This is a genomic window from Streptomyces sp. NPDC050315, from assembly GCF_040655775.1.
Classification (GTDB): Bacteria; Actinomycetota; Actinomycetes; order Streptomycetales; family Streptomycetaceae; genus Streptomyces.
Genome location: NZ_JBFAKN010000009.1, coordinates 263,608 through 287,878 on the forward strand (window position 1 = coordinate 263,608; position 24,271 = coordinate 287,878).

The window sequence follows — 24,271 nt, forward strand, 5'->3', positions numbered from 1 at the left end:
GGGCGGGCCGACGCGCGCCCCCGGCGGCTCCGGCTCTCGGCCGGTCGACGCCGCGCGCGGGTCCCGGCCGCTCAGTCGTCCAGCGCCGCGCGCCAGGTCTGAACGGCTGCCGGGGAGACCGGCGCCGACCAGCCGTCCGGGCGCGCCGCGCCGCCGATGTGGAAGGCGGTGACGCCCGCGGCGCGCAGCCGGGGGACGTGCGCGAGGGTGAGGCCGCCGCCCGCCATGATCTGCGGGCCGTATCCGGGCTCGCCGGACGCCGCGCGCGCCGCCTCGGCGAGCAGCACGGGCAGCCCGTCGTCGACGCCTGCGGGCGAGCCCGCGGTGAGGTAGGTGTCCAGGCCGGGCCGGTCGTCGAGGCGTTTGCGCAGGCCGTCGCGGTCGGCGGCGCGGTCGATGGCGCGATGGAAGGTCCAGCGGCAGCCGTCGATCACCTCGGTCAGCGCGTCCACGGCGGCGAGGTCGGGTCCGCCGTCCTCGGCGAGGAAGCCGAGTACGAACTCCTCGGCGCCCTCGGCCCGGAGTGCGGCGGCGTCCGCGCACAGCGCGTCGAACGTCCGGGCGTCGCCCGCGGCGAAGCCGTCCGCCGCGCGCAGCATGACGCGCAGCGGGATGCCGACGGCGGCGCGGACGGCGGCGAAGGTCTCGCGCGGCGGGGTGAGCCCGTCGGACGCCATGTCCGTGACCAGTTCGAGGCGGTCCGCCCCTCCGGCCTCGGCCGCGGCGGCGTCCGCGGCATCGAGCGCGATCACCTCGAGAATTGGTCTAGACATGTGCTCAAGAGTGCCATACCCGGCAGGCCCGCGCTACGGAGCGACACCGATCGGGCGCGAAGGCGTCCGGCGCGAACGCGCCCCGCACCCTCCGGCGATCGGCGCGATCACCTGTGGTGAGGCCACCGGTCCGGATGCGCACAATGGCCGTATGGCTACCTCCCCGACGGACCGCACGGACCGCATGGACGCGGGTGAACACCTGCGCCGCCGCTGGCACGACGCCGTACTGGCGCTCCGGAACGCCGATGCGGCGACCGAACCCGGCACCGCGATCGCCCTGCCACCCGACCCCGCTCCGTACGCCGACAACTTGCTGGCGCGCTGGGCCGAGCCGCAGCGCCGCTATCACACGACTGAGCATCTGACCGCGGTACTGGACCGGATCGACGAGCTGGCGGGACACGCCGCCGAGCCCGATGTCGTACGACTCGCCGCGTGGTTCCACGACGCCGTCTACCGCCCCGACCGGTCCGAGAACGAGGAGCGCAGCGCGGCGCTCGCCGAGCGGGCGCTGCCCGAGCTGGGGATCGACGCGGAGCGCACGGCGGAAGTGGCGCGCCTCGTGCGGCTCACGGTCACGCACGACCCGGCAGAGGGGGACAGCAACGGCGAGGTGCTGTGCGACGCGGATCTGGCGGTACTGGCCGGGGCGCCGGAGCAGTACGCGGCGTACGCGGCCGCGGTGCGCGAGGAGTTCGCGTTCGTACCGGACGAGGCGTTCCGGGCGGGCCGGGCGGATGTACTGCGTCAACTGCTGGCGCTGCCGCGGCTGTTCCGCACGCCGGAGGGACACGACAGATGGGAGCGGCTGGCCCGGCGGAACCTGAACACGGAGCTCGACCTTCTGACGGCATGAGACGGGAGGCGTCCGACGGCATGAGGCGGGGCTGCGGAGGCCGAGGCGAGGGCCGGGGCGGGCACGCCGGGGTCCGGGGCGCACCGCACTCGCGTTCCTACGCGCCGTTCTCGCGCGCTTCGTTCAGCGGCGCTCTCCCCGGCTGCGCGCGTTGGCCAGGGCCGTCCGGGCGGCCAGGCGTTCGCGCGGGGTGGCGGCCCGGGCGTCGGCCGGCGGGCAGTCCCATTCGCGTCCGCCCCCCGGCGGACGCAGCTGTACATAGGGCCCTTCGTGCCCCATCACCTCCCCGATCCTGCCGATCCGGGTGTCGACCACGTACGAACCCTTCGCCGGGAGCGTCACCGGGTACCTCGTCTCTCCGGTAGCGGACCTCACTGCGCCTCACCGCGCCTCACTGCGCCTCATCGCGCTCCGTGTCGTCTTACTCGTTGTGTCTATATGGTGACGGTCCGGGGTTAAGCTTGACAGAGGGTGACATCCAACAACACCAGGTGCACGACAGGGAGTGGGCCATGCCGAAGCCGAAACAACTGGATCCGTCGCTTTCACCGAGGGCGCTGTACGGCGCTGAGCTGCGGTTCAAGCGAGAAAGTGCGGGGCTGACGCAGGCGGAGCTCGGGGCGCCGATGTTCGTGAGCGGGTCGTTCATCGGCCAGCTCGAATCGGGCGCACGGCGCATACAGGGGGAGTACGCACGACGGATAGACGAGATCCTCGGCACGGACGGGTTCTTCGAGCGGAACGTCGAAGCGGCCCAGCGCTCCCGCTATCCGGAACACTTCGCTGACGCCGCGGAGTTCGAGCAGATGGCGATCTCGATCAGGGAATACGCCCCGCTGCTCGTCCCGGGACTGCTGCAAACGGAGGACTACGCACGGGCCGTTTTCCGTGCCGTGCACCCGGTCGCCCCGGAGAGCGTCATCGACGACTTACTGTCCGCGCGGCTGGACCGGGCCCGCGTTCTCGAGGATCCAACAACCCCCTTGTTCTGGGCGGTGTTGGACGAGAACGTACTGCGCCGCCCCGTGGGCGGTCCGGCCGCGATGCACACCCAGCTCGCTCATATCGCGGCACTCATGCGTCGGAATCGCGTCATCGTGCAGGTGCTGCCGTACGCGGAGGGCGCCCACGCGGCGCTCGAAGGTTCGCTAAAGCTGATGACATTCGCAGATGCACCGCCCGTCGCGTACCTACAAGGCCTTGCAACAGGGCAAATGTTGGACGAGCCTTCGCATGTGGAACGGTACGGCTTGGCTTACGATCTCGTCCGGGCCGCTGCACTGTCACCCGAAGCGTCCCTCGTTCTCATCGAGTCGGCGGCGAAGGATCACCACGATGGTTATTGATCAACTCACGTTCCACCCAGCGCTCGACCTCTCCCGCATCAGCTGGCGCAAGAGCAGCTACAGCGGCGGTAGCGGCGGCGACTGTGTGGAGGTGGGGCACGGCGCACCGGGCGCGGTCCCGGTGCGCGACAGCAAGAACCCCTGGGGGCCGGCGCTCGTACTGGCGCCGGCCACCTGGTCGGCGTTTGTCACGGCCGTACAGGACGGCGTCCTGGAGCGGGCCGCCGACGCCTGAGACGGGCCACGGACGTCCGAAGCGGGTCACGGACATCCGAGGCGGGTCGCGGGCGCCCTAGGCGGCGTTCGGGAATGTCAGGCGTGTTCACGCTGTTCATGCGTGTCATGCCTGTCCCTCCTGATCGCGCCGAACGCGCCCGTATGCCCATCGCTGTCTACATCCTCGGATTGTCGGTATTCGCCCTGGGGACCTCGGAGTTCATGCTCTCCGGGATCCTCCAGCCACTGGCCCGGGACATGCACGTCTCGATCCCGCAGGCCGGACTGCTCGTCTCGGCTTTCGCGATCGGCATGGTGGTCGGCGCTCCGACGCTGGCCGCCGCCACGCTCCGCCTCCCGCGGCGCACGACGCTGATCGCGCTGCTCGCCGTCTTCGGCGTCGGCCAGGTCGCGGGCGCACTCGCGCCCTCGTACACGGTGCTCTTCATCTCCCGGGTGGTGAGCGCGCTGGCCTGCGCCGGTTTCTGGGCGGTCGGCGCGGCCGTGGCCGTCTCGCTGGTGCCGTTCACCGCGCGCGCCCGCGCGATGGCCGTGATGGTCGGCGGGCTGAGCATCGCCAACATCGCGGGCGTGCCGGCCGGCGCACTGCTCGGGCAGTCCGCCGGCTGGCGCGCCGCGTTCTGGGGCGTGGCAGTCCTCTCCGCGATCGGCCTCGTCGGCGTGATCGCCTGCGTGCCGCGTACGGAGGTGCCCACGGGCGAGGACCGTCCGCAGCTCCGCCGCGAACTGGCGATCTACCGCGACAAGCAGGTCTGGCTCGCGCTCAGCGCCACCGCACTGAACGGCGCTGCGGTCTTCGCCCTCTTCTCGTACCTCTCCCCGCTGCTCACCGACACCGCCGGGCTCGCCGAGAGCTGGGTGCCCACGGTGCTGGCACTCTTCGGCGTGGGCGCGCTCATCGGTACCTACATAGGCGGCCGGATCGCCGACGCGCATCTCTTCCCGACCCTCTTCGGGGGCATCGCCGCCTCCACCGTCGTGCTGGCAGTTCTGGCGCTCACCGCGCACAACTCCGTGGCCGCGATTGCGCTGTCCCTGATGCTGGGCGTCACGGCGTTCACCACGGCTCCGGCCCTGAACGCCCGGATGTTCAACGTCGCCAACGCCGCGCCGACGCTGGCCGGCGCCACCACGACGGCCGCCTTCAACATCGGCAACACGCTCGGCCCGTGGCTGGGCGGCCTGGTCATCAGCGCGCACTGGGGCTACCCGGCCGTGGCGTGGACCGGCGCCGCGCTGGCGGCGGCCGCCGTCGCCGCAACCGCCCTCGCCTACCGGCTGCAGCGCTCCACGGGCGCGGCTTCCCGGCTGGTGGCGTCGTCCGACGAGCGCTTCGTCCACGAGGCCGACCGCGCGCACGAGGACGCGGCGGACGGCCACAGCGCCGCGACGAGCGGCAAGCGCCTCTGACAACGGCCTTCGGGCGGGGCGGCCCGGTCAGCCGGCTCCGCCCCGCTCGAAGCGCCAACGCGTCTGGGAGTACGCGCCCTTGGCGAACCCGTAGGCGGTGACCGGCGCGACCTCGTAGACGGTCGCCCGGCCGCCGGCCTCGTGGAAGAAGGCCCCGTCCCGCACCTCGTAGTGCCAGTCGCTGCCGTACTTGGTCTCGTGCGCGTCGGCCAGCCGCCGCAGCAGCGCCTCGTCGTGCACCTCCACCGCCTCGCCCTCGACCACCAGGTCCAGGCCCTCGTTGAGGGCGTTGCTGCCGGTGGTGAGCGTGCAGCACGGGTTGGCCGCCAGGTTGCGCGCCTTGCGCTCCTCGGGGCCGGTGCTGAAGTACAGCGCGTCGTCGAGCCAGACGGCGATCAGCGGGGTGACGTGCGGCCGTCCTTCGGGGCGCACCGTCGAGAGCCAGAAGATCTCCGCGGCGGCGAGCCGGTCGCGGGCCTCCGCCCAGGACGTCGGCGCCGCGTCCTTGACGCTGTACCGGGGGTCGAGCTCGGTCAACGGTTCCTTCGCAGCCATGCCCGTACCGTAGCGGGAACGGACCCCCGCAGAAGCGGTCAATTCCGCCGGTGTTTCGGACGGCGCAGACCCGCGGCCGTCAGTCGGCGCACCAGTTCCTTGCTGCCGATCTCGACCGCGCCGGCCCGTACGGCGTCGGCGTACCGTTCCGCCGGCAGGTCGTAGTGATCGCGCTCGAACGCCCGCCGCGGCGCGCCGATCCGGGCCGCGAAGTCGTGCAGTTCCTCGAATGACGCGTCGCTGACCAGATGCGACCAGAGCCGACCGTGCCCCGGCCAGGTCGGCGGGTCGATGTAGACCGTCACGCCGCCCCTCAGCTCCCCAGCGGCCCGCCGAGCGAGCCGACCCGGGCCACCGCGACGGCCGTCTTCGGGCAGACCCAGTGCGGGTCGGCCCCCAGCTCCGGCTCCACGTCCAGCGCGTGCGGATCGCCGCCCTCGGTGCACACCGGGCACAGCGGCCAGCGGCCGTACCGCTCCAGCAGGGAATCCTGGACGTCCTGGGCGACGAGCCCGGCGACGAATTCGACGCCCTCCGGCCACTGCTCGACCCACCACCGCCGGTGTGCGACCGCGTCCTCCACCAGCGAGACGATGTCCGCGTCGGCGACATCGCCCGCCATCAGATCCGCGATCACCAGGGCCCGGGCGGCGTGCAGCGCCTGTTCCAACTCCATGTGCCCATTGTCGCGCGTACACGCCGTACACCCACACGCGTTCCCTCTCGTCCCAGCGGCTCGGAGTTGTCCACAGGCCGCGGAGGAGTGTTGACGCCGCGGGTGACTGAAATTACTTTTCAGAGGTGAGCACAAGACTGAAGGAAACTTTCAACGGCGCGGCTTCCGGCGCCCCGACCACGTCCGGCACGGCTTCCGAGGCCGCCCCCGCCACGTCCGGCGCGGCCTCCGGCGCCGCCCGGCGGTCGCAGCCGGAGCAGGCCCCGCCCGCCCCCGCGGCCCTGGCGGCGAAGGTCCGCACCCTCGCGCCGTCCATGACCCGCTCCATGCAGCGGGTCGCGGAGACCGTCGCCGGCGACCCGGCGGGCTGCGCCGCGCTCACCGTCACCGGCCTCGCGGAGCGCACGGGCACCAGCGAGGCCACCGTCGTCCGCACCTCCCGGCTGCTCGGTTACCCGGGCTACCGCGATCTGCGGCTGGCGCTCGCCGCCCTCGCCGCCCAGCAGGCCGCGGGCCGCGCGCCCGCCGTCACGGCCGACATAGCGGTCGACGACTCGCTCACGGACGTGGTCGCCAAGCTCGCGCAGGAAGAACAGCAGTGCCTCGCCGACACCGCCGCCGCGCTGGACACCACCCAGCTGGAGGCGGCCGTGGCCGCGCTCTCCGCCGCCCGCAGGATCGATGTGTACGGCATCGGCGCCTCCAGCCTCGTCGGCCAGGACCTGGCCCAGAAGCTGCTGCGCATCGGCCTGATCGCGCACGCCCACTCCGACCCGCACCTCGCGGTGACGAACGCCGTGCAGATGCGGGCCGGTGACGTCGCCGTCGCGATCACCCACTCCGGACGCACCACGGACGTCATAGAGCCGCTGCGGGTCGCCTTCGACCGCGGCGCGACGACCATCGCGGTCACCGGCCGCCCGGACGGCGAGATCGCCGCGTACGCCGATCACATACTGACCACGTCCACGGCGCGCGAGAGCGAGCTGCGCCCGGCGGCCATGTCCTCGCGCACGAGCCAGCTGCTCGTCGTCGACTGCCTCTTCGTCGGCGTCGCCCAGCGCACGTACGAAACGGCGGCGCCCGCCCTCTCCGCTTCGTACGAGGCCCTGGCCCACCGCCACTCCCCCCGCCCCCGCTGACCGCCCACCGCACCCGCCTCCCTCAGCCGTACTCGGAGAGCCCCCACCGCCATGACTTCCACCGCTGACCACGCCACCCTGCGAGCCCAGCTGGACACCCTCACCACCGAGGCGTTCCGGCCGGAGCTCGCCGAGATCGACCGGCGCTCCACCCTGGAGATCGCCCGCACGATGAACGGCGAGGACGCCACCGTTCCCACCGCCGTCGCCGAGCAGCTGCCGCGGATCGCCGCCGCCATCGACGGCATCGCCGCGCGGATGGCCCGCGGCGGCCGGCTGATCTACGCCGGGGCCGGCACGGCCGGGCGGCTCGGCATCCTGGACGCCAGCGAGTGCCCGCCCACGTTCAACACCGATCCCGAAGCGGTGATCGGGCTGATCGCGGGCGGCCCGCCCGCCATGATCACCGCCGTGGAGGGCGCCGAGGACAGCAAGGACCTGGCCGCCGCCGAGCTGGACGCGCTGGCGCTGACCGCCGAGGACACGGTGGTCGGCATCTCCGCCTCGGGCCGCACGCCGTACGCCATCGGGGCCATCGAGCACGCCCGTGCCCAGGGCGCGCTGACCGTCGGCCTGTCGTGCAACGCCGGCTCCGCGCTCGCGGCCGCCGCCGACCACGGCATCGAGGTCGTCGTCGGCCCCGAGCTGCTGACCGGCTCGACCCGCCTGAAGGCCGGCACGGCCCAGAAGCTGGTCCTGAACATGCTCTCGACGATCACGATGATCCGGCTGGGCAAGACCTACGGAAACCTGATGGTCGACGTCCGCGCGTCCAACGACAAGCTGCGGGCCCGCTCCCGCCGCATCGTCGCGCTCGCCACGGGCGCGTCCGACACGGAGATCGAGGAAGCGCTCGCCGCCACCGACGGCGAGGTGAAGCACGCCATCCTGGTGCTCCTCGGCTCCGTGGACGGGCCCACCGCGGCCCGGCTGCTCGCCGACTCCCACGGCCATCTGCGCGCCGCGCTCCAGGCCGCCGCCAAGGAAAGCTGACCGCCCGGCGCCCTCCTCCCCCGGGGAGGCGCCGCTGCCCCGCGCCCCCGCGGCGCATCCTCCGACAGAACAGCGCCTCGCACATGACCTCTGCATCTCCCCAGGGGAACTCCGCCCCGGACAAGAACCGCGCCACCGCCGCCGCGCTCCTGCCCCTCGTCGGCGGCGCTGCCAACATCACCTCCATCGCCCACTGCATGACCCGGCTGCGCCTCGGCATCAAGGACCGTTCGCTGGTCCAGGACGACGCGCTCAAGGCGCTGCCGGCCGTCATGGGGGTGGTCGAGGACGACACGTACCAAATCGTGCTCGGCCCCGGTACGGTCGCCCGCGTCACGCCCGTCTTCGAAGAGCTGGTCGAGGAGGAGCGCGGGGCGGCGCCCGGCCCGGCCCCGGCCTCCCCCGAGCCCGCCCCCGGGTCGCCGTCCGCCCCCACCACCACCGCCGACGAGCTGGCCGCTCAGGGTGCCGCCATCAAGGCGCGCCGGAAGGCGGCGAACGCCACCCCCTTCAAGCTGTTCCTCCGCCGGATCGCGAACATCTTCGTCCCGCTGATTCCCGCACTCATCGGCTGCGGCATCATCGCGGGCATCAACGGCCTGCTCACCAACCTCGGCTGGCTGCCCACGCTCGTCCCCGCGCTCACCGCCATCGCCTCCGGCTTCATGGCCCTGATCGCGGTGTTCGTCGGCTACAACGCGGCGAAGGAGTTCGGCGGCACCCCGATCCTCGGCGGCGCGGTCGCCGCGATCATCGTCTTCCCGGGCGTCGCGGACATCACCGCGTTCGGCCAGAAGCTCTCCCCCGGCCAGGGCGGCGTACTGGGCGCGCTGGGCGCCGCGGTACTGGCGGTGTACATCGAGAAGTGGTGCCGCAGATGGGTGCCGGAGTCCCTGGACGTCCTGGTCACCCCGACCCTCACGGTCCTGCTCACCGGCCTGGTGACGATCTTCGGCCTGATGTACGCGGCGGGCGAGGTGTCCGCCGCGATCGGTACGGCCGCCAACTGGCTCCTCGCCCACGGCGGCGCGCTCGCCGGCTTCGTCCTCGGCGGCCTCTTCCTCCCGCTGGTGATGCTCGGCCTGCACCAGGCCCTCATCCCCATCCACACCACCCTCATCGAGCAGCAGAGCTACACGGTCCTGCTGCCGATCCTCGCCATGGCGGGCGCGGGCCAGGTGGGCGCGGCCATCGCCGTCTACCTCCGCCTCCCCCGCAACGGCTCGATCCGTACGACCATCAAGTCCGCCCTCCCCGCCGGCTTCCTCGGCGTCGGCGAGCCGCTGATCTACGGCGTCTCGCTCCCGCTCGGCCGGCCGTTCATCACCGCCTGCGTCGGCGGCGCGTTCGGCGGCGCCTTCGTCGGCCTGCTGAACCAGCTCGGCACGGCCGTCGGCTCCACCGCCATCGGCCCCTCCGGCTGGGCCCTCTTCCCACTCCTCAAGGGCAACCACGACCTGGGCCCCACGGCCCTCATCTACGCCGTCGGCCTCCTCGCGGGCTACGTCGTCGGCTTCCTGGTCACGTACTTCTTCGGCTTCAGCAAGCAGATGCTCGCGGAGCTGAACGCGGGCAAGGAGACGGTGCAGGCCGCGTCTTCGGGCGGCGCCCGGCCGGGCACCCACGGCCCGGCGAAGGAGACCGCGTCCGTCTGACCGGCAGTACGACAGCCACGACAGCCGTGGAAACGCCCGAGGGCGGCACCCCCCGCGATGGGGGTGCCGCCCTCGGTTCGTACAGCGATGAACAGCTGATCCGTCCCGGAAGGGTGGATCAGAAGTCCATGTCACCGCCCGGCATGCCGCCCGGGGCGGCCGCGGCGGCCTTCTCCGGCTTGTCGGCGATGACGGCCTCGGTGGTGAGGAAGAGCGCCGCGATGGAGGCGGCGTTCTGCAGCGCGGAGCGGGTGACCTTGGCGGGGTCGATGATGCCCTCGGCGATCATGTCGACGTACTCGCCGGTCGCGGCGTTCAGACCGTGGCCGACGGCCAGGTTGCGCACCTTCTCCACCACGACGCCGCCCTCGAGGCCGCCGTTGACGGAGATCTGCTTCAGCGGGGCCTCCAGGGCCAGCTTCACAGCGGCGGCACCGGTGGCCTCGTCGCCCTCGAGCTCCAGCTTCTCGAAGACCGAGGAGGCCTGCAGCAGGGCGACGCCACCGCCGGCGACGATGCCCTCCTCGACGGCCGCCTTCGCGTTGCGCACGGCGTCCTCGATGCGGTGCTTGCGCTCCTTGAGCTCGACCTCGGTCGCGGCACCGGCCTTGATGACCGCAACACCGCCGGCGAGCTTCGCCAGGCGCTCCTGCAGCTTCTCGCGGTCGTAGTCGCTGTCCGAGTTCTCGATCTCGGCGCGGATCTGGTTGACGCGGCCCTGAACCTGCTCGCTGTCACCGGCACCGTCGACGATGGTGGTCTCGTCCTTGGTGATGACGACCTTGCGGGCGCGGCCCAGGAGGTCCAGACCGGCGTTCTCGAGCTTGAGGCCGACCTCCTCGGAGATGACGGTGCCACCGGTGAGGATGGCGATGTCGCCGAGCATGGCCTTGCGGCGGTCACCGAAGCCCGGGGCCTTCACGGCGACGGACTTGAAGGTGCCACGGATCTTGTTGACGACCAGGGTCGACAGGGCCTCGCCCTCGACGTCCTCCGCGATGATCAGCAGCGGCTTGCCCGACTGCATGACCTTCTCCAGCAGCGGAAGGAGGTCCTTCACGTTGGAGATCTTGGAGTTGACGATCAGGATGTACGGGTCGTCGAGCGACGCCTCCATACGCTCCATGTCGGTGGCGAAGTACGCCGAGATGTAGCCCTTGTCGAAGCGCATACCCTCGGTGAGCTCCAGCTCCAGACCGAAGGTCTGGGACTCCTCGACGGTGATGACGCCTTCCTTGCCGACCTTGTCCATGGCCTCGGCGATGAGCTCGCCGATCTGGGTGTCGGCGGCGGAGATGGAGGCGGTGGAGGCGATCTGCTCCTTGGTCTCCACATCCTTCGCCTGCTCCAGCAGGGCGGCGGAGACGGCCTCGACGGCGCGCTCGATGCCGCGCTTCAGGGCCATCGGGTTGGCGCCGGCCGCGACGTTGCGCAGGCCCTCGCGGACCAGGGCCTGGGCCAGGACGGTCGCGGTCGTCGTGCCGTCACCGGCGACGTCGTCCGTCTTCTTCGCGACCTCCTTGACCAGCTCGGCGCCGATCTTCTCGTACGGGTCCTCGAGCTCGATCTCCTTGGCGATGGAGACACCATCGTTGGTGATCGTGGGGGCGCCCCACTTCTTCTCAAGGACGACGTTGCGGCCCTTGGGGCCAAGGGTGACCTTGACGGCGTCGGCGAGCTGGTTCATCCCGCGCTCGAGACCGCGCCGTGCCTCCTCGTCGAACGCGATGATCTTGGCCATGTGAAGTGGTCCTCCCGGACAGGGGTGGAAACGCAGTGGACCGCGCCGGTGCCCGCGACGGACGGCCTGCAGCCCAGTGGTTCCCTGCCCCACCGGGCCGCGGACCTCACCGGCCCGATCCGAAGTTCTGTCACTCTCACCTTCAGAGTGCTAACGCAATGATTAGCACTCGGCCCCCGCGAGTGCAAGCGCCTCTGCCCACCCTGCGGGATCGCGCGGCGGCGCCGCAAGGGCCCGGGTCGGCGCGCACGCGCGCACAACGAGAGGCCCGCACTCCCCCTCGGGGAGCACGGGCCTCCGTACGCTGCAGTCGGTCGGCGCTCAGCCGGCCACGCGAACCATGTCCGCCTGCGGCCCCTTCTGGCCCTGCGAGATCTCGAACTCGACCCGCTGACCTTCCTCAAGGGTGCGGTAGCCGTCCATCTGGATCGCGCTGTAGTGGACGAAAACATCCGCACCACCGTCGACCGCGATGAAGCCGTACCCCTTCTCCGCGTTGAACCACTTGACGGTGCCCTGAGCCATTCCTAACTCCCCTATTGCTGGCCCTTGCGCAGGACCGCACTCCGCGGACCCGGGTCAGACCTCACCCCCAAGGAGGGTGTGCGCCGGAACGCGTCGACCGCCGCTGAATGTATCTGCACCGATGCCCAGCGCAACAGGTCAATCGGACGAGAATTCTGCCCACGACCATTCGCCGATTTACGGCGAAGTCTCAATAATTCTGGGCAAGCCGGGCCGGGCATAGCTCATCAACGCGACAAAATGCGCACACACTTTGAGCACATCTTGTCGCGTTCTCATATGCGTCGGGCACGCGCGCGAAGAGGATTCACCTCAACTGTATCGCCTTTAACGACATGGAATCGCCCCGTCCGCTTTTGCTGCGGACGGGGCGATTCCAGGAGGCGTATGCGGTCACCCACGAAGCGGTGCACAGGGGGCGCACACAGGGCGCACTAAGGGCGTGCGCCGCCGGTTTTACGAAAGAGCGGGCTTCAGCAGCCGCCGGCCACCGCGGGAATGATCGAGACGCTGGCGCCGTCCGGCGTCACCGTCTCCAGGCCGCCCTCGAAGCGCACGTCGTCGTCGTTGACGTACACGTTCACGAAGCGGCGCAGCTTGCCCTGGTCGTCCAGGACGCGGGCCGCGATGCCGTTGTGGTTCTTCTCCAGGTCCGCGATGACCTCGGAGAGGTTCGCACCCTCGGCGGGGACCTCGGCCTGGCCGCCGGTGTAGGTGCGGAGGATGGTGGGGATGCGGACGTTGACGCTCATGTGGTTCTACCTTCCGGGTTCCGGGGAAACGAGTGCGGGGCCTGCCTGGCGGGGCGGCGCTTACTTGTCGAGGCCGGCCTCGCGGAACGCGTCCAGGCTCGGGCGGATGGTCGCGGTCGGGCCGGTGGTCGGCGCCACGGCGTCCAGCGTCTTCAGGCCGTCCCCGGTGTTCAGGACGACCAGCGACTTCGCCGGGTCGATCTGCCCGTTCTCGATCAGCTTCTTGGTGACGCCGACGGTCACGCCGCCCGCGGTCTCCGCGAAGATGCCCTCCGTGCGGGCGAGCAGCTTGATCGCTTCCACGACCTGCTCGTCGTTGACGTCCTCGACGGCACCGCCGGTGCGGCGGGCGATGTCGAGCACGTACGGGCCGTCCGCCGGGTTGCCGATGGCCAGCGACTTGGCGATGGTGTTCGGCTTCTGCGGGCGTACGACGTCGTGGCCGGCCTTGAAGGCGGTGGACACCGGCGAGCAGCCCTCGGCCTGGGCGCCGAAGATCTTGTACGGCTTGTCCTCGACCAGGCCGAGCTTGATGAGCTCCTTGAGCCCCTTGTCGATCTTCGTGAGCTGCGAGCCCGAGGCGATCGGGATGACCAGCTGGTCCGGCAGCTCCCAGCCGAGCTGCTCGCAGATCTCGTACGCGAGCGTCTTGGAGCCCTCGCCGTAGTACGGGCGGAGGTTGACGTTCACAAAGCCCCAGCCCTCGCCCAGCGGGTCACCGATGAGCTCGGAGCAGAAGCGGTTGACGTCGTCGTAGTTGCCCTCGATGCCGACCAGGTCGCCGCCGTAGACCGCAGCCATGACGACCTTGCCCGCCTCCAGGTCGTGCGGGATGAACACGCAGGACTTGAAGCCGGCCCGGCGCGCGGCGGCGCCGACCGCACCGGCCAGGTTGCCGGTGGAGGAGCAGGACAGGGTGGTGAAGCCGAAGGCGCGGGCCGCCTCGACGGCGATGGCCACGACGCGGTCCTTGAAGGAGTGCGTCGGGTTGCCGGAGTCGTCCTTCACGTACAGGCCGCCGGTGACACCCAGTTCGGCGGCGAGGCGGTCGGCCTTGACCAGCTTGGTGAAGCCCGGGTTGAGGTTGGGCTTGTCGGCCACGTCGGCGGGGACGGGCAGCAGCGGCGCGTACCGCCAGATGTTGTCCGGACCGGCCTCGATCTGCTTCTTCAGGCCCTCGGGGTCGCCGCTCGGCAGGTCGTACGCCACTTCGAGCGGCCCGAAACATTCCTGGCACGCGAAGATCGGGCCGAGCGCGAAGCGCGTACCGCACTCGCGGCAGGACAGCGCGGCGGCGGGACCGAGGGAGACGGTGGTGGTGCTTTCAGCAGCTTGCACAGCCATGGAGGCGAGGCCCTTTCTCCTCATCTTCCTCGCGACGCATCTCGCCGCGAGACGGATTTGGCACCTTCCCTAGCCGGGAGCCTCGCGCGGCGGACATCAGCGTCCTGGCGGCAAGACCGGCTGGAGGGTTGCCGGGGCTTCAACGGGCCGTATCCCTCTGCCCCTCTGGATGAGCGGTATGGCCTGCGCACGAAACACAGGCGTTTGTTCAGCGGTGACCCCGGCATGCGGTGGTCATCCGCGTTGTTCAAGACTGTAACCGAAGGCATGGACGGTTGAGATAGCCGTCCGATGCGCGAGATGGCTCACACTCAGTAGCAAAAGGAGACGGATACGTGCTGGAAGAGGTGGAGCGCTGGCTGGCCGGCCGCTCCTGGTCAGCCGCCGACCGACCGCTCGACCAGCTGTTGGCCGCGAAGAGCCGCACGGGACAGACGGTCAGCGTAGTGCTGCCCGCGCTCGACGAAGAGGCCACGGTCGGCACGATCGTGGAGATCATCCGCCGCGATCTGATGTCCGCCGCGGTGCCCCTGGTCGACGAGCTGGTCGTGGTGGACTCCGGCTCCACCGACCGCACCGCCGAGGTCGCGGCCGCCGCGGGCGCCCGGGTCGTGCACCGCGACGCGATCCTGCCCCGGCTGGCGACGGTGCCCGGCAAGGGCGAGGTGCTGTGGCGCTCGCTGCTGGCCACCAGCGGCGACATCGTCTGCTTCGTCGACGCCGACCTGCGCGAGTTCTCCGCCGCCTTCGTGTCCGGGATCGTCGGGCCGCTGCTCACCGAGCCGCAGGTGCAGTTCGTGAAGGCAATGTACGACCGGCCGCTCGGCGAGGGCGCCGACGGCCCGAAGGCGGGCCAGGGCGGTCGGGTCACCGAGCTGGTGGCCCGACCGCTGCTCAATCTGCACTGGCCGCAGCTGGCCGGCTTCGTCCAGCCGCTGGGCGGCGAGTACGCGGCCCGCCGCTCGCTGCTGGAGCGGCTGCCCTTCCCTGTTGGGTACGGCGTGGAGCTGGGCCTGCTGGTCGACGCGCTGCACACGGTCGGCCTGGACGCGCTGGCGCAGGTGGACGTGGGCGTGCGCAAGCACCGGCACCAGGACGGGCAGGCGCTCGGCCGGATGGCCGCGGCGATCTACCGCACCGCGCAGCTGCGGCTGGCCCGCGGGCACCTCGTACGGCCCCGGCTCACCCAGTTCGACCGCGGCGAGGAGGGCGGGTTCGTACCGCGGACGACGGATGTGGACACCGAGGAGCGGCCGCCGATGCGCGGCATACCGGAGTACGAGGAGCGGCGCGCGGCATGAGGGGCGGCGTCCGGGCCCGGCGCGCGGCGCCGACGTGCGACTGCTCCCGCGACGCACTCCCGGCCGCACGTTTGAGCGGATCTGTGGCGGGTTAGGTCATCGGCATGGTCTCCTCCAGCTCAGGTGCCCAGGTTCTCGTCGCGTCCAACCGCGGTCCGGTCTCCTACGCCTTGGGCGAGGACGGCACGCTGACGGCCAAGCGCGGCGGCGGCGGTCTGGTCTCCGGCCTCTCCGCCATCGGCCCGGACGCCGGGGCCGTGTGGGTGTGCGCAGCGCTCGGCGACGGCGACCGCGAGGCGGCCCGGCGGGCCGCCGCCGGGGACGGGCTGCTGGACCCCGGCGACACCGGCGGACAGTCCGTCCGGATGCTGGACATCGCGCCCGAGGTCTTCGCGGACGCGTACAACGGCGTCGCGAATTCCGTGCTGTGGTTCGTCCACCACCTGCTCTACCAGACGCCGCTGGAGCCCGCGTTCGACGCGGACTTCCGCGGCCAGTGGGCGGCGTACGAGGCGTACAACGCCGCCTTCGCCGACGCGCTCGCCGAGGCCGCGGCGCCCGGCGCGGCCGTCCTCGTGCAGGACTACCACCTCACGCTGGTCCCGGGGCTGCTCCGCGAGCGCCGCCCCGACCTGCGCATCGGCCACTTCTCGCACACCCCCTGGGCGCCCCCGGACTACTTCCGGCTGCTGCCGGACGACGTGGCGGCCGAGGTGCTGCGCGGCATTCTGGGCGGCGACCGGGCGGCGTTCCTGACGGAGCGCTGGGCCGCGGCGTTCGCGGAGTGCTGCGCCGTCGTACTGGGCGCCGAGGTCGCCAGAGACGGGGCGGCGGGCCTGCGCGTCACGTACGAGGGCCGGACCACCCGGCTCGGGGTGCACGGCCTGGGCGCCGACGCGGACTTCCTGCGCGAGCGCTCCCGGCAGCCGGACGTCGACGAGCGGCTGGCGGATCTGCGCGAGCAGATCGGCACCGGGGAGGACGGCGCGCCGCGGAAGACGATCGTGCGGGTGGACCGTACGGAGCTGTCCAAGAACATCGTGCGCGGGCTGCTGGCCTACCGGCGGCTGCTGACCGACCGGCCGGAGTGGCGCGGCCGGGTGGTGCACATAGCGTTCGCCTATCCCTCGCGGCAGGACCTGGCGGTGTACCGGGAGTACACCGAGGAGGTCTCGCGGCTGGCAGGGGAGATCAACGACGAGTTCGGCACGGACGGCTGGCTGCCGGTCGTGCTGCACGTCAAGGACGACTTCGCGCGCTCCCTGGCCGCGTATCGGCTCGCCGATGTCGCGCTGGTCAACCCCATCCGCGACGGCATGAACCTGGTCGCGAAGGAGGTGCCGGTGGTGTCCGAGGCGGGCTGCGCGCTGGTGCTGTCCCGGGAGGCGGGGGCCTGTGCGGAGCTGGGGGAGGATGCGTTGGTGGTCAATCCGTACGACATCGGGGGGACGGCGGAGGCGCTGCATGCGGCGCTGACCATGGCGCACGATGAGCGCGCCGAGCGTGCGAAGCGGTTGGCTGCGGCGGCGACGGCGTTGCCGCCGGCCCAGTGGTTCCTGGAGCAGTTGCGGGCGCTTGGCGGCTGAGGCCGGCGGTTTCCGGGGTGCCCCGGGCGGTGCGTTGCCGGCTGGCCCGCCGTTGTGGCTGGTCGCGCAGTTCCCCGCGCCCCTGAAGGCTGCGCCCCTGCGGGGCGCGCCTCGTCAGGGGTGCGTCGCCAGTGCGTCCGCGAGTCCCGTGAGCAGCTCCACGATCCCTGCCGGGCCCGGGACGACCAGGTCCGCTCGGTCCGCCAGTTCCTCCGCGCCCTCGCCCAGCGTCGCCGCGCTGCATACCAGTACGCCGGGCAGGCCCTCGGTGCGTAGGGCGTCCACGGCGGTGTAGGCGGCCAGGTCGCCGAGGTCGTCGCCCGCGTAGAGGACCGCGCCGGCGGCCACCTCGTGTACGTACGAGGTGAGCGCGACGCCCTTGTCGACGCCGGGCGGGCGGAGCTCCAGGACGAAGCGGCCCGGCTCGACGATCAGGCCGTGCCGCTCGGCGAGCGCGGCCAGCGGCGCGCGCAGCGCCTCGAAGGTGCCCTGCGGGTCGGCGGTGCGGCGGGTGTGCACGGCGACGGCCCGGCCGCCCTTGGTCTCGATCGCGGCGTCGACCGGCCCGTCCTGCCAGGCCCCGGAGCTCCGCAGCAGGTCCGGCAGCTCGGCGGTGGCCGCGGCGACGCCCGGCGGCGGCGCGGGCGCCTCGATCCGGCCGGTGGCGGCCTCCCAGCGCTCCGCGCCGTAGTGCCCGAGGACGACGAGGCGGTCCAGGCCGGCCGCGTCGGCGAAGCCGCCGAGCCGGACGGCCGTCTCCGCCGGGCGGCCGGTGATCACGACGACGGCGCGCAGCAGCGGGGCGAGGCGGGTGAGCGCCCGGACCACGCCGGGGTGGGCACGCGCCTGCTCGGGGTCGGGGACGATGCCGGCGAGGGTGCCGTCGAAGTCGAGCGCGACGACGGCGTCGGCCGGCCGGGCGAGAAAGCCGGCCAGGCCCGCACGGCCCGCTTCGGTCATCGGCTGCGCGAGGAGGTTCTCGGGGCTGCCCATGGGGCCGAGCCTATCGGTGAGGCGGGGCGTACGGACGTACTACAAGGATCTCCTGGCCGTCAGCGAGACGTCAGCGACGGGCCCGGCGGGCCTCTCTCACCCGCCGCAGGCGATTCACCGTCACCGGGTCGTGAGCAAGCGCCCGCGGGTCGTCCAGGAGGGCGTTGAGCAGCTGGTAGTAGCGGGTCGGCGAGATGCCGAGCCGCTCCCGTATGGCGCGCTCCTTGGCGCCGGGCCCGGACCAGGAGCGGCGCTCCACGGCGAGCACGGCCTCGTCGCGCGCTGACAGCCGCTCGGACGGCGATTCGGAGACCACGCGTCCACGATAGCCCCGCGGTACGACATCCCTACTGATCACCCGGCCGGGCGCCCGGGCCCGGTCGGCGTCACCGTGTCGCGCTGTCCGCCTCGTCCGCGGTGTTCTGGATGTCGGTGAGCACCTTCGCGGGGTCGCCGTTCTTGCCGACCGCGCCGCCCATCTTCGCCTTGATGGTCTTGCTGACCAGCGGCCAGGAGGTCTTGTCGGCGGGGTAGAACTCCGCTTCCGGCAGCTGCTTCAGGAAGCCGTGCAGCTTCTTGTACTTGCCGTCGGCGAGCATGTCCTGGGAGGCGGAGACGGTGACCGGCAGCAAGCCGTAATCGCCGGAGAATTTCAGGACGTTGTCCTCGTTGTAGACGAAGTCGAGGAACTGGCCGATCTCGGCGCGGTGCCCGTTCTCCTTGAAGCCCATCATCCAGTCGGCGACGCCCATGGTGGACTTGGCCGGGCCGGTGGTGCCGGGGAGCGCGACGGTGCCGTAGTCGATGCCCTTGGACTTGGCCTGCTGCATCAGCGTGGGGTGGCCGTTGAGCATGCCGACCTGGCCGCTCGCGAAGGCGTTGAAGCCGTCCTGCCGGTTGAGCTTCGCGGGGTCGGTGCCGGTCAGGCCCGGGGTGACAAGGTTGTCCTTGACCCACTTGAACGTGCGGATGTTCTGCCGTGAGTCGATCGTGTACTTGCCGATGGCGTCGGTGTAGCCGCCGTCCCCGCTCAGCATCCAGATCATGGTCTCGGCCTGGGTCTCCTCGGGGCCGAGCGGCAGCGCGAAGGGGATCTTCACGCCCGCGGCCTTCAGGAGCTGCGCGTCCTGCTTGATGTCGGACCAGGTCTTGGGCGGGTTCGCGATGCCGGCCTGCGCGAAGAGCTTCTTGTTGTAGAAGAGGCGGCGCGTGCTGGCCCCGAAGGGCATGCCGTACTGGACGCGGTGGTACTCCCCCGCCTCCGCGAGGGCGGGCGTGAAGTCCGCCTGGGTGCTGATGGAGAGCAGGTCGTCGGCGCTGTAGAGCTTGCCCTCGGCTGCGTAGTCGGCGTAGGCGCCTATCTGGGCCATGTCGGGGGCGTTGCCGGCCTTGACCCGCTTCGCGACCTCCTTGTCGACGTCCTTCCAGCTGTAGACGTCGACGTCGACCTTGATGTGCGGGTGCTTGGCCTCGAACGCCTCGACCACGTCGTGCCAGTAGTGCTTGCTGGAGTTGGCGGCGCCGTCGCCGTAGTCGGCGGCGACCAGCTTCAGGGTGACGTCGTCCTCGCCCACGGTGCCGCCGGAGCAGGAGGCCAGCGTCAGCGTCATGGCCGTCGCGATACCCGCCGCCGCCAGGCTCTTGTAGCGTCGCTGTACTGCCATTGCTGCCCTGTTCCGCCCTTTGAGTCCAGATGTGCCGTACGTTCCGGGATGCGCGCCGCGACGGCGAGGATCACCCTCCGTCGGGCACATGAGCTGCGAGTCTGCCCCGCACACCCTCACAAGGTCTACACCAAACAAGGTCTCCGTTTCGCATCAACGGACCGGAATTCGATCTTCCTCCGGACCGCCGCCCGACCGCCCCGCGCCCGCGCCGCGGCGCCGATCGGCCGACGCCACGCGCGCGACCCGCCGCCCAACTCCCCGTATACAGCGGATGAACCGGCCCTCCACCTCGGCGCACCGGCACCGAGGCCGTAGTGGACTAGACCTCTCGGCGCTTCTCGCGGGAGACTGTGCCGCGTGAGACATGTCATCGCGCTCGATGTGGGCGGCACCGGGATCAAGGCCGCACTCGTCGGTACGGAGGCGCCGCCCGCCGACGGCACGCCCGCCCGGCCCCCCGTCCTGCTGCACGAGGCGCGCCGCCCCACCGGACGCGAGCGCGGCCCCGATGCGGTGGTCGACACGATCCTCGACTTCGCCGCCGAGCTGCGCGACCTGGGCACGCAGCGGTACGGCGCCCCCGCGGCGGCGGCCGGCGTCGCCGTCCCCGGCATCATCGACGAGGCCACCGGCACGGCCGTGTACGCCTCGAACCTCGGCTGGCGGGACGTCCCGCTGCGCGCCCTGCTCTCGGAGCGGCTCGGCGGAATCCCCGTGGCGCTCGGCCACGACGTGCGTACCGGCGGGCTCGCCGAGGGCCGCATCGGCGCGGGCAAGGGCTCCGACCGGTTCGTCTTCCTGCCGCTGGGCACCGGCATCGCGGCCGCCATCGGCATCGGCGGCCGGATCGAAGCCGGGGCGCACGGCAGCGCGGGCGAGATCGGGCACATCGTCGTACGCCCCCAGGGCGCGCCGTGCCGCTGCGGCCGGCGCGGCTGCCTGGAGACGCTGGCCTCCGCCGCGGCCGTCGGCCGGGCCTGGGCCGCCGCCTGCGGTGACCCGGACGCCACGGCCGCGGACGCCGCCAAAGCGGTCGAGTCCGGCGACCCGCGCGCCGTGGCCGTATGGCAGGAAGCCGTCGACGCGCTCGCGGACGGCCTGGTCACCTGCCTCACGCTGCTCGACCCGCGGACCCTGATCATCGGCGGCGGGCTCGCCGAGGCGGGCGACACGCTGTTCGCGCCTCTGCGGGAGGCGGTCCGGCGACGGGTTACCTTCCAGCCGCTCCCCTCGATCGTTCCCGCGGCGCTCGGGGACGCCGCCGGCTGCCTGGGCGCAGGACTGCTGGCCCGGGATCTTCTCTCCACGGAGGTAACTGCCTGATGGCGGACCGAACCATCCTCAGCGGCGCCCGGGTGGCACTGCCCGCGGGCGTCGTCGACGACCTCGCCCTCACGATCGACGGGCGGCAGCTCGCCGTGGGCCCCGCGTCGGGCGGCACCACCGTCGACCTGTCCGGTCACCTGATCGTCCCCGGCTTCGTGGACATGCACGTACACGGCGGGGGCGGCGGCTCCTTCTCCTCCGCCGACCCCGAGGAGTGCCTGAAGGTCGCCGACACCCACCGCCGCCACGGCACCACCTCCATGGCCGCCTCCACCGTCACCGGCGACCTGGCCGACCTGGCCCGGCAGGCCGCCGTCCTCTCCGAACTGGTCGAGCAGGGCGAGCTGGCCGGCATCCACTTCGAGGGCCCGTTCATCTCGGCCCACCGCTGCGGCGCCCACCAGCCCGAACTGCTGCGCGACCCGGACCCGTCGGACGTACGCAAGCTGGTCGACGCGGCCCGCGGCACGGCGAAGATGATGACGCTCGCGCCGGAACTGCCCGGCGGCCTGGACTCCGTACGCCTGCTGGCCGACTCCGGCGTCATCGCGGCCATCGGCCACACCGACTCCTCGTACGACGCGACGCGCGAGGCCATCGACGCGGGCGCCACCGTCGCCACGCACCTCTTCAACGCGATGCCGGGCCTGAATCACCGCACGCCCGGCCCGATCGCCGCGCTCCTGGAGGACGAGCGGATCACCGTCGAACTGATCAACGACGGCACCCACCTGCACCCCTCCGTGCTGCAGCTGGCGTTCCGTCACGCGGGCGCGGAGCGCGTCGCGTTCATCACCGACGCGATGGGCGCGGCCGGCATGAGCGACGGCATGTACCCGCTCGGGCCCATGGAGGTCGAGGTCAGGGACGGTGTCGCGCGCATCCACGGCGGCCCCACCGCCGGCTCGATCGCGGGCTCCACGCTCACCCTGGACCTCGCCTTCAAGCGCGCCGTCACGATCGACGGCATCGGCATCGAAGCGGCCGTACAGGCCCTGTCCGGCAACCCGGCCCGGCTGCTGGGCATCGACGACCGCACCGGCTCCATCGAGCCCGGCAAGGACGCCGACCTGGTCGTACTGGACGCCTCGTACGACCTGGTGGGCGTCATGCGCAGGGGCGAGTGGGTGGTACGGCCACCGCAGGCGGGGTAAGGAACACAGGTGCGGACACGGCCTGGGCGGCACCCCGTCCGGGCTGGACCGATTGGTCCGCATCCGCGGCCCGGGCGGCACCCGCGCTCTGTGCCAACTGCCGTCGCCGATGGCATGATCGCTCGCGCACTCGTCCGTCCCCGGCCGTTGACCACGGCCGTCCGACCACTGCGCGGGAGGGGGAACCATGATCCTCACGGTCACGCTGAACGCCGCACTCGACATCACCTACCGGGTACCGCGGCTCCGCCCGCGCGGCACGAACCGGGTGACCGAGGTGTCCGAACGCCCCGGCGGCAAGGGCCTGAACGTCGCCCGGGTGCTCGCTGCCCTGGGCCATGACACCGTCGCCACCGGATTCGCCGGCGGCGGCACCGGCGACGCGCTGCGCGCCATGCTCGCCCAGGAGACCGGCGTCACCGACGCGCTCGTACCGATCGGCAGCGCCACCCGGCGCACCGTCGCCGTCGTGGACACCACCGACGGCGAGACCACCCAGCTCAACGAGCCGGGCCCGACCATCTCCCCCGCCGAGTGGGACGCCTTCCTCACGCGGTACCGCGAACTCCTCGACGGCGCCCGGGCGGTGGCCCTGTGCGGCAGCCTGCCGCCCGGCGTGCCCGTGGACGTGTACGCGCGCCTCACCCGTACGGCCCGCGCGGCCGGCGTCCCCGTCCTCCTCGACACCAGCGGCGAGCCGCTGCGCCGCGGCCTCGCGGCGCGGCCCGACCTCGCCAAGCCGAACGCCGACGAGCTGGCCGCGCTGACCGGCCACAACGAGCCGCTGCGGGCGGCGCGGGACGCGCGCCGCCGGGGCGCGCACACGGTCGCGGCCTCGCTCGGCGCCGACGGCATGCTCGCGGTGACCGCGGACGGCTCCTGGCAGGCCGCGCCGCCGCACCGGATCGCGGGCAACCCCACGGGAGCGGGCGACTCGGCGGTGGCCGGACTGCTGTCCGGCCTGGTCGAGGAGCTCTCCTGGCCGGACCGGCTGGCCCGCGCGGTGGCCCTGTCGGCGGCCACCGTACGGGCCGAGGCGGCCGGCGAATTCGACCGCGCGACGTACGCGGAACTGCTGGACCAGATCAAGGTCACGGAGGCCCCGGCGGCCGCGTGAGTGGCTACGGCTTGGTGACCTGCCCCGCCTTCAGCCACACCTGATCAAGGTTGAAGTCGCACTGGTTCCCCTGCTCGCAGGAGATCTTCACCGTGTTGGTGCCCTTGGTGAGCTCGACCCAGGCGAAGGTCCGGGTCCAGCCCTTCTCCCAGTCGCCTTCCTGCGCCCCGGCGAAGTTCTTCATGTTGAGCTTGGAGTCGCGGGCCTTGCCGTTGATCGACAGCGTCGCGTCGGCGTCCTTGCCCGGGACCCCGTACCCCACGAAGACGGTGTACTGGCCGTCCTTGGGCGCCTCCAGCTTCCAGGTGGCGGCGGCACCCGGCGTGTTCATGCCGGTGACGTACAGACCGCCGGCCGAGCGCGCCCCCGGAATGGTCTTGTCCGTGGTCGCCGTGCCGTCCAGCCGCAGGCTGCCCGCGTCGGCCTTGGGCAGATCGGGCTCGGCCGGCTTGTCGGACGGCTTCTTGCTCGGCTCCACGCTCTCGCCCGCGGACGACCCGGCGCCGGCCTCGGCGGACTTGTCGTCGTCGCTGTTGGAGATCATCGCGACGCCGATGCCGACGCAGACCACGGCGACCACGGCGATGGCGCCGATGAGCAGGCCGTTGCGGTTACGGCGCGGACCCTGGTCCGCACCCGCACCGTGACCTGCCGGACCGGCCTGGCGCGGCGCACCGTTCTGCAGCGTCTCGGGCGCCGCGTAGTGCGCGTTCTGCCCGTACGCCGGCCGCTGCGCCTGCTGGCCGTACTGCTGCTGGCCGTACTGGCGCTCGCCGACCGCGCGCACCTGGTTGTACGACCTCCTGGGAACGCCCGGCTGCCGCACCGCCGCGCCGTCGCCCGCCGATCCGCCTGCCTCGCCGCCCTCCGAGCGGTAGAGGTAGCCGAACGGATCGTCGTTCTCCGGCGTGTCCGTGCCGTTACTACCGGCCGTCATTCCGCGTCACTCCCCAGCGGTCTTGCACACTGATGCCTACGTGCTGATGTCTACGTACTACTGATGTCTACATGCTTGTGAGGCCCCCGGCGGCCCGCGCCGCATCGGCGCAGCCTACCCGGTGCGGAGCCGCGTACGCCGGTTCCGTACGGCCACAAGATCACTACAGGGCGGTGAACGGC

25 protein-coding genes and 1 riboswitch are annotated in these 24,271 nt (G+C 72.0%); of the genes, 12 read left to right on the forward strand and 13 right to left on the reverse strand.

What is annotated here, in order from left to right:
- Positions 1-71: 71 nt before the first annotated feature.
- The gene (locus AB0I82_RS30285; protein ID WP_363260584.1) at positions 72-773 is read right to left on the reverse strand and encodes a copper homeostasis protein CutC; all 702 of its coding nucleotides are present in this window, start codon (positions 771-773) and stop codon (positions 72-74) included.
- Between the two features lie 151 nt (positions 774-924).
- Here AB0I82_RS30285 and AB0I82_RS30290 point away from each other — a divergent pair, with 151 nt between their 5' ends.
- Positions 925-1,632: a hypothetical protein gene (locus tag AB0I82_RS30290; protein WP_363260585.1), complete on the forward strand. Its 708-nt coding sequence runs from the start codon at positions 925-927 to the stop codon at positions 1,630-1,632.
- A gap of 123 nt (positions 1,633-1,755) precedes the next feature.
- Here AB0I82_RS30290 and AB0I82_RS30295 read toward each other — a convergent pair whose 3' ends face one another.
- Complete coding sequence (locus tag AB0I82_RS30295; RefSeq protein ID WP_031056439.1) at positions 1,756-1,974, reverse strand: hypothetical protein; 219 nt, start codon at positions 1,972-1,974, stop codon at positions 1,756-1,758.
- A 170-nt stretch (positions 1,975-2,144) separates the two neighbouring features.
- Between AB0I82_RS30295 and AB0I82_RS30300 the strand changes: the two genes are divergently transcribed.
- From AB0I82_RS30300 to AB0I82_RS30310, 3 genes are all read left to right on the forward strand, one after another.
- Positions 2,145-2,978, forward strand: a complete 834-nt coding sequence (locus AB0I82_RS30300; RefSeq protein WP_363260586.1) for a helix-turn-helix transcriptional regulator — start codon at positions 2,145-2,147, stop codon at positions 2,976-2,978.
- Positions 2,968-3,213 (forward strand): DUF397 domain-containing protein, encoded by a 246-nt coding sequence (locus AB0I82_RS30305; RefSeq protein WP_363260587.1) that lies wholly within the window; start codon positions 2,968-2,970, stop codon positions 3,211-3,213. The genes AB0I82_RS30300 and AB0I82_RS30305 overlap by 11 nt, the downstream gene beginning before the upstream one ends.
- 143 nt (positions 3,214-3,356) lie before the next feature.
- Positions 3,357-4,625: a Cmx/CmrA family chloramphenicol efflux MFS transporter gene (locus AB0I82_RS30310; protein ID WP_363260588.1), complete on the forward strand. Its 1,269-nt coding sequence runs from the start codon at positions 3,357-3,359 to the stop codon at positions 4,623-4,625.
- Positions 4,626-4,652: 27 nt separating this feature from the next.
- Here the strand turns inward: AB0I82_RS30310 and AB0I82_RS30315 are convergent, their stop codons facing one another.
- From AB0I82_RS30315 to AB0I82_RS30325, 3 genes are read right to left on the reverse strand one after another with little or no spacing between them, the layout of a single operon-like run.
- Entirely contained in the window at positions 4,653-5,180 is a 528-nt protein-coding gene (locus AB0I82_RS30315; protein ID WP_363260589.1) for a pyridoxamine 5'-phosphate oxidase family protein, read from the reverse strand.
- 38 nt (positions 5,181-5,218) lie between these two features.
- Positions 5,219-5,485: a DUF4031 domain-containing protein gene (locus AB0I82_RS30320; RefSeq protein WP_363260590.1), complete on the reverse strand. Its 267-nt coding sequence runs from the start codon at positions 5,483-5,485 to the stop codon at positions 5,219-5,221.
- Positions 5,486-5,493: 8 nt separating this feature from the next.
- A complete protein-coding gene (locus AB0I82_RS30325; RefSeq protein ID WP_363260591.1) occupies positions 5,494-5,856 on the reverse strand; it encodes a hypothetical protein in 363 nt (120 codons plus the stop codon).
- Positions 5,857-6,137: 281 nt separating this feature from the next.
- On the opposite strand from AB0I82_RS30325, the gene AB0I82_RS30330 reads away from it, so the two are divergent.
- From AB0I82_RS30330 to AB0I82_RS30340, 3 genes are all read left to right on the forward strand, one after another.
- Positions 6,138-6,998, forward strand: coding sequence for a MurR/RpiR family transcriptional regulator (locus AB0I82_RS30330; protein ID WP_363260721.1), 861 nt, complete (start codon positions 6,138-6,140; stop codon positions 6,996-6,998).
- A 51-nt stretch (positions 6,999-7,049) separates the two neighbouring features.
- Positions 7,050-7,991 (forward strand): N-acetylmuramic acid 6-phosphate etherase, encoded by a 942-nt coding sequence (murQ, locus tag AB0I82_RS30335; protein ID WP_363260592.1) that lies wholly within the window; start codon positions 7,050-7,052, stop codon positions 7,989-7,991.
- A gap of 83 nt (positions 7,992-8,074) precedes the next feature.
- A complete protein-coding gene (locus AB0I82_RS30340) occupies positions 8,075-9,646 on the forward strand; it encodes a PTS transporter subunit EIIC (protein ID WP_363260593.1) in 1,572 nt (523 codons plus the stop codon).
- A gap of 118 nt (positions 9,647-9,764) precedes the next feature.
- Here the strand turns inward: AB0I82_RS30340 and groL are convergent, their stop codons facing one another.
- The 4 genes from groL to thrC all read right to left on the reverse strand — a co-directional run bounded on the left by groL (position 9,765) and on the right by thrC (position 14,008).
- Positions 9,765-11,387 (reverse strand): chaperonin GroEL, encoded by a 1,623-nt coding sequence (gene groL / locus AB0I82_RS30345; RefSeq protein WP_030022296.1) that lies wholly within the window; start codon positions 11,385-11,387, stop codon positions 9,765-9,767.
- Between the two features lie 321 nt (positions 11,388-11,708).
- Positions 11,709-11,912, reverse strand: a complete 204-nt coding sequence (locus AB0I82_RS30350) for a cold-shock protein (RefSeq protein WP_003986833.1) — start codon at positions 11,910-11,912, stop codon at positions 11,709-11,711.
- A 473-nt stretch (positions 11,913-12,385) separates the two neighbouring features.
- A complete protein-coding gene (locus AB0I82_RS30355; protein WP_363260594.1) occupies positions 12,386-12,664 on the reverse strand; it encodes a MoaD/ThiS family protein in 279 nt (92 codons plus the stop codon).
- 60 nt (positions 12,665-12,724) lie between these two features.
- Complete coding sequence (gene thrC, locus AB0I82_RS30360) at positions 12,725-14,008, reverse strand: threonine synthase (protein WP_363260595.1); 1,284 nt, start codon at positions 14,006-14,008, stop codon at positions 12,725-12,727.
- Positions 14,009-14,025: 17 nt separating this feature from the next.
- A riboswitch (SAM riboswitch) is annotated at positions 14,026-14,184 on the reverse strand.
- A 159-nt stretch (positions 14,185-14,343) separates the two neighbouring features.
- Between thrC and AB0I82_RS30365 the strand changes: the two genes are divergently transcribed.
- On the forward strand, positions 14,344-15,309 hold the full coding sequence (locus AB0I82_RS30365; protein ID WP_363260596.1) for a glucosyl-3-phosphoglycerate synthase: 966 nt from the start codon (positions 14,344-14,346) through the stop codon (positions 15,307-15,309).
- Between the two features lie 104 nt (positions 15,310-15,413).
- The gene (locus AB0I82_RS30370) at positions 15,414-16,895 is read left to right on the forward strand and encodes a trehalose-6-phosphate synthase (protein ID WP_363260597.1); all 1,482 of its coding nucleotides are present in this window, start codon (positions 15,414-15,416) and stop codon (positions 16,893-16,895) included.
- Positions 16,896-17,009: 114 nt separating this feature from the next.
- Here the strand turns inward: AB0I82_RS30370 and otsB are convergent, their stop codons facing one another.
- The 3 genes from otsB to AB0I82_RS30385 all read right to left on the reverse strand — a co-directional run bounded on the left by otsB (position 17,010) and on the right by AB0I82_RS30385 (position 19,552).
- Positions 17,010-17,888, reverse strand: a complete 879-nt coding sequence (gene otsB, locus AB0I82_RS30375) for a trehalose-phosphatase (protein ID WP_363260598.1) — start codon at positions 17,886-17,888, stop codon at positions 17,010-17,012.
- 70 nt (positions 17,889-17,958) lie between these two features.
- Positions 17,959-18,204, reverse strand: coding sequence for a DUF3263 domain-containing protein (locus AB0I82_RS30380; RefSeq protein ID WP_363260599.1), 246 nt, complete (start codon positions 18,202-18,204; stop codon positions 17,959-17,961).
- A 70-nt stretch (positions 18,205-18,274) separates the two neighbouring features.
- Positions 18,275-19,552, reverse strand: coding sequence for an extracellular solute-binding protein (locus tag AB0I82_RS30385; RefSeq protein ID WP_363260601.1), 1,278 nt, complete (start codon positions 19,550-19,552; stop codon positions 18,275-18,277).
- Positions 19,553-19,912: 360 nt separating this feature from the next.
- Between AB0I82_RS30385 and AB0I82_RS30390 the strand changes: the two genes are divergently transcribed.
- The 3 genes from AB0I82_RS30390 to pfkB all read left to right on the forward strand — a co-directional run bounded on the left by AB0I82_RS30390 (position 19,913) and on the right by pfkB (position 23,152).
- On the forward strand, positions 19,913-20,878 hold the full coding sequence (locus tag AB0I82_RS30390) for an ROK family protein (protein ID WP_363260603.1): 966 nt from the start codon (positions 19,913-19,915) through the stop codon (positions 20,876-20,878).
- On the forward strand, positions 20,878-22,035 hold the full coding sequence (gene nagA / locus AB0I82_RS30395; protein ID WP_363260604.1) for an N-acetylglucosamine-6-phosphate deacetylase: 1,158 nt from the start codon (positions 20,878-20,880) through the stop codon (positions 22,033-22,035). The genes AB0I82_RS30390 and nagA overlap by 1 nt, the downstream gene beginning before the upstream one ends.
- A 187-nt stretch (positions 22,036-22,222) precedes the next feature.
- Entirely contained in the window at positions 22,223-23,152 is a 930-nt protein-coding gene (pfkB, locus tag AB0I82_RS30400) for a 1-phosphofructokinase (protein ID WP_363260605.1), read from the forward strand.
- A 4-nt stretch (positions 23,153-23,156) separates the two neighbouring features.
- On the opposite strand, the gene AB0I82_RS30405 is transcribed toward pfkB, so the two are convergent.
- On the reverse strand, positions 23,157-24,089 hold the full coding sequence (locus AB0I82_RS30405) for a carbohydrate-binding protein (protein WP_363260606.1): 933 nt from the start codon (positions 24,087-24,089) through the stop codon (positions 23,157-23,159).
- Between the last annotated feature and the right edge of the window lie 182 nt (positions 24,090-24,271).

Coding starts and splice junctions, on each gene's coding strand:
- AB0I82_RS30285 (WP_363260584.1), bottom strand. CDS start 773: ATGTCTAGACCAATTCTCGAGGTGATCGCGCTCGATGCCGCGGACGCC.
- AB0I82_RS30290 (WP_363260585.1), top strand. CDS start 925: ATGGCTACCTCCCCGACGGACCGCACGGACCGCATGGACGCGGGTGAA.
- AB0I82_RS30300 (WP_363260586.1), top strand. CDS start 2,145: ATGCCGAAGCCGAAACAACTGGATCCGTCGCTTTCACCGAGGGCGCTG.
- AB0I82_RS30305 (WP_363260587.1), top strand. CDS start 2,968: ATGGTTATTGATCAACTCACGTTCCACCCAGCGCTCGACCTCTCCCGC.
- AB0I82_RS30310 (WP_363260588.1), top strand. CDS start 3,357: ATGCCCATCGCTGTCTACATCCTCGGATTGTCGGTATTCGCCCTGGGG.
- AB0I82_RS30315 (WP_363260589.1), bottom strand. CDS start 5,180: ATGGCTGCGAAGGAACCGTTGACCGAGCTCGACCCCCGGTACAGCGTC.
- AB0I82_RS30325 (WP_363260591.1), bottom strand. CDS start 5,856: ATGGAGTTGGAACAGGCGCTGCACGCCGCCCGGGCCCTGGTGATCGCG.
- murQ (WP_363260592.1), top strand. CDS start 7,050: ATGACTTCCACCGCTGACCACGCCACCCTGCGAGCCCAGCTGGACACC.
- AB0I82_RS30340 (WP_363260593.1), top strand. CDS start 8,075: ATGACCTCTGCATCTCCCCAGGGGAACTCCGCCCCGGACAAGAACCGC.
- groL (WP_030022296.1), bottom strand. CDS start 11,387: ATGGCCAAGATCATCGCGTTCGACGAGGAGGCACGGCGCGGTCTCGAG.
- AB0I82_RS30350 (WP_003986833.1), bottom strand. CDS start 11,912: ATGGCTCAGGGCACCGTCAAGTGGTTCAACGCGGAGAAGGGGTACGGC.
- AB0I82_RS30355 (WP_363260594.1), bottom strand. CDS start 12,664: ATGAGCGTCAACGTCCGCATCCCCACCATCCTCCGCACCTACACCGGC.
- thrC (WP_363260595.1), bottom strand. CDS start 14,008: ATGGCTGTGCAAGCTGCTGAAAGCACCACCACCGTCTCCCTCGGTCCC.
- AB0I82_RS30370 (WP_363260597.1), top strand. CDS start 15,414: ATGGTCTCCTCCAGCTCAGGTGCCCAGGTTCTCGTCGCGTCCAACCGC.
- otsB (WP_363260598.1), bottom strand. CDS start 17,888: ATGGGCAGCCCCGAGAACCTCCTCGCGCAGCCGATGACCGAAGCGGGC.
- AB0I82_RS30385 (WP_363260601.1), bottom strand. CDS start 19,552: ATGGCAGTACAGCGACGCTACAAGAGCCTGGCGGCGGCGGGTATCGCG.
- nagA (WP_363260604.1), top strand. CDS start 20,878: ATGGCGGACCGAACCATCCTCAGCGGCGCCCGGGTGGCACTGCCCGCG.
- pfkB (WP_363260605.1), top strand. CDS start 22,223: ATGATCCTCACGGTCACGCTGAACGCCGCACTCGACATCACCTACCGG.
- AB0I82_RS30405 (WP_363260606.1), bottom strand. CDS start 24,089: ATGACGGCCGGTAGTAACGGCACGGACACGCCGGAGAACGACGATCCG.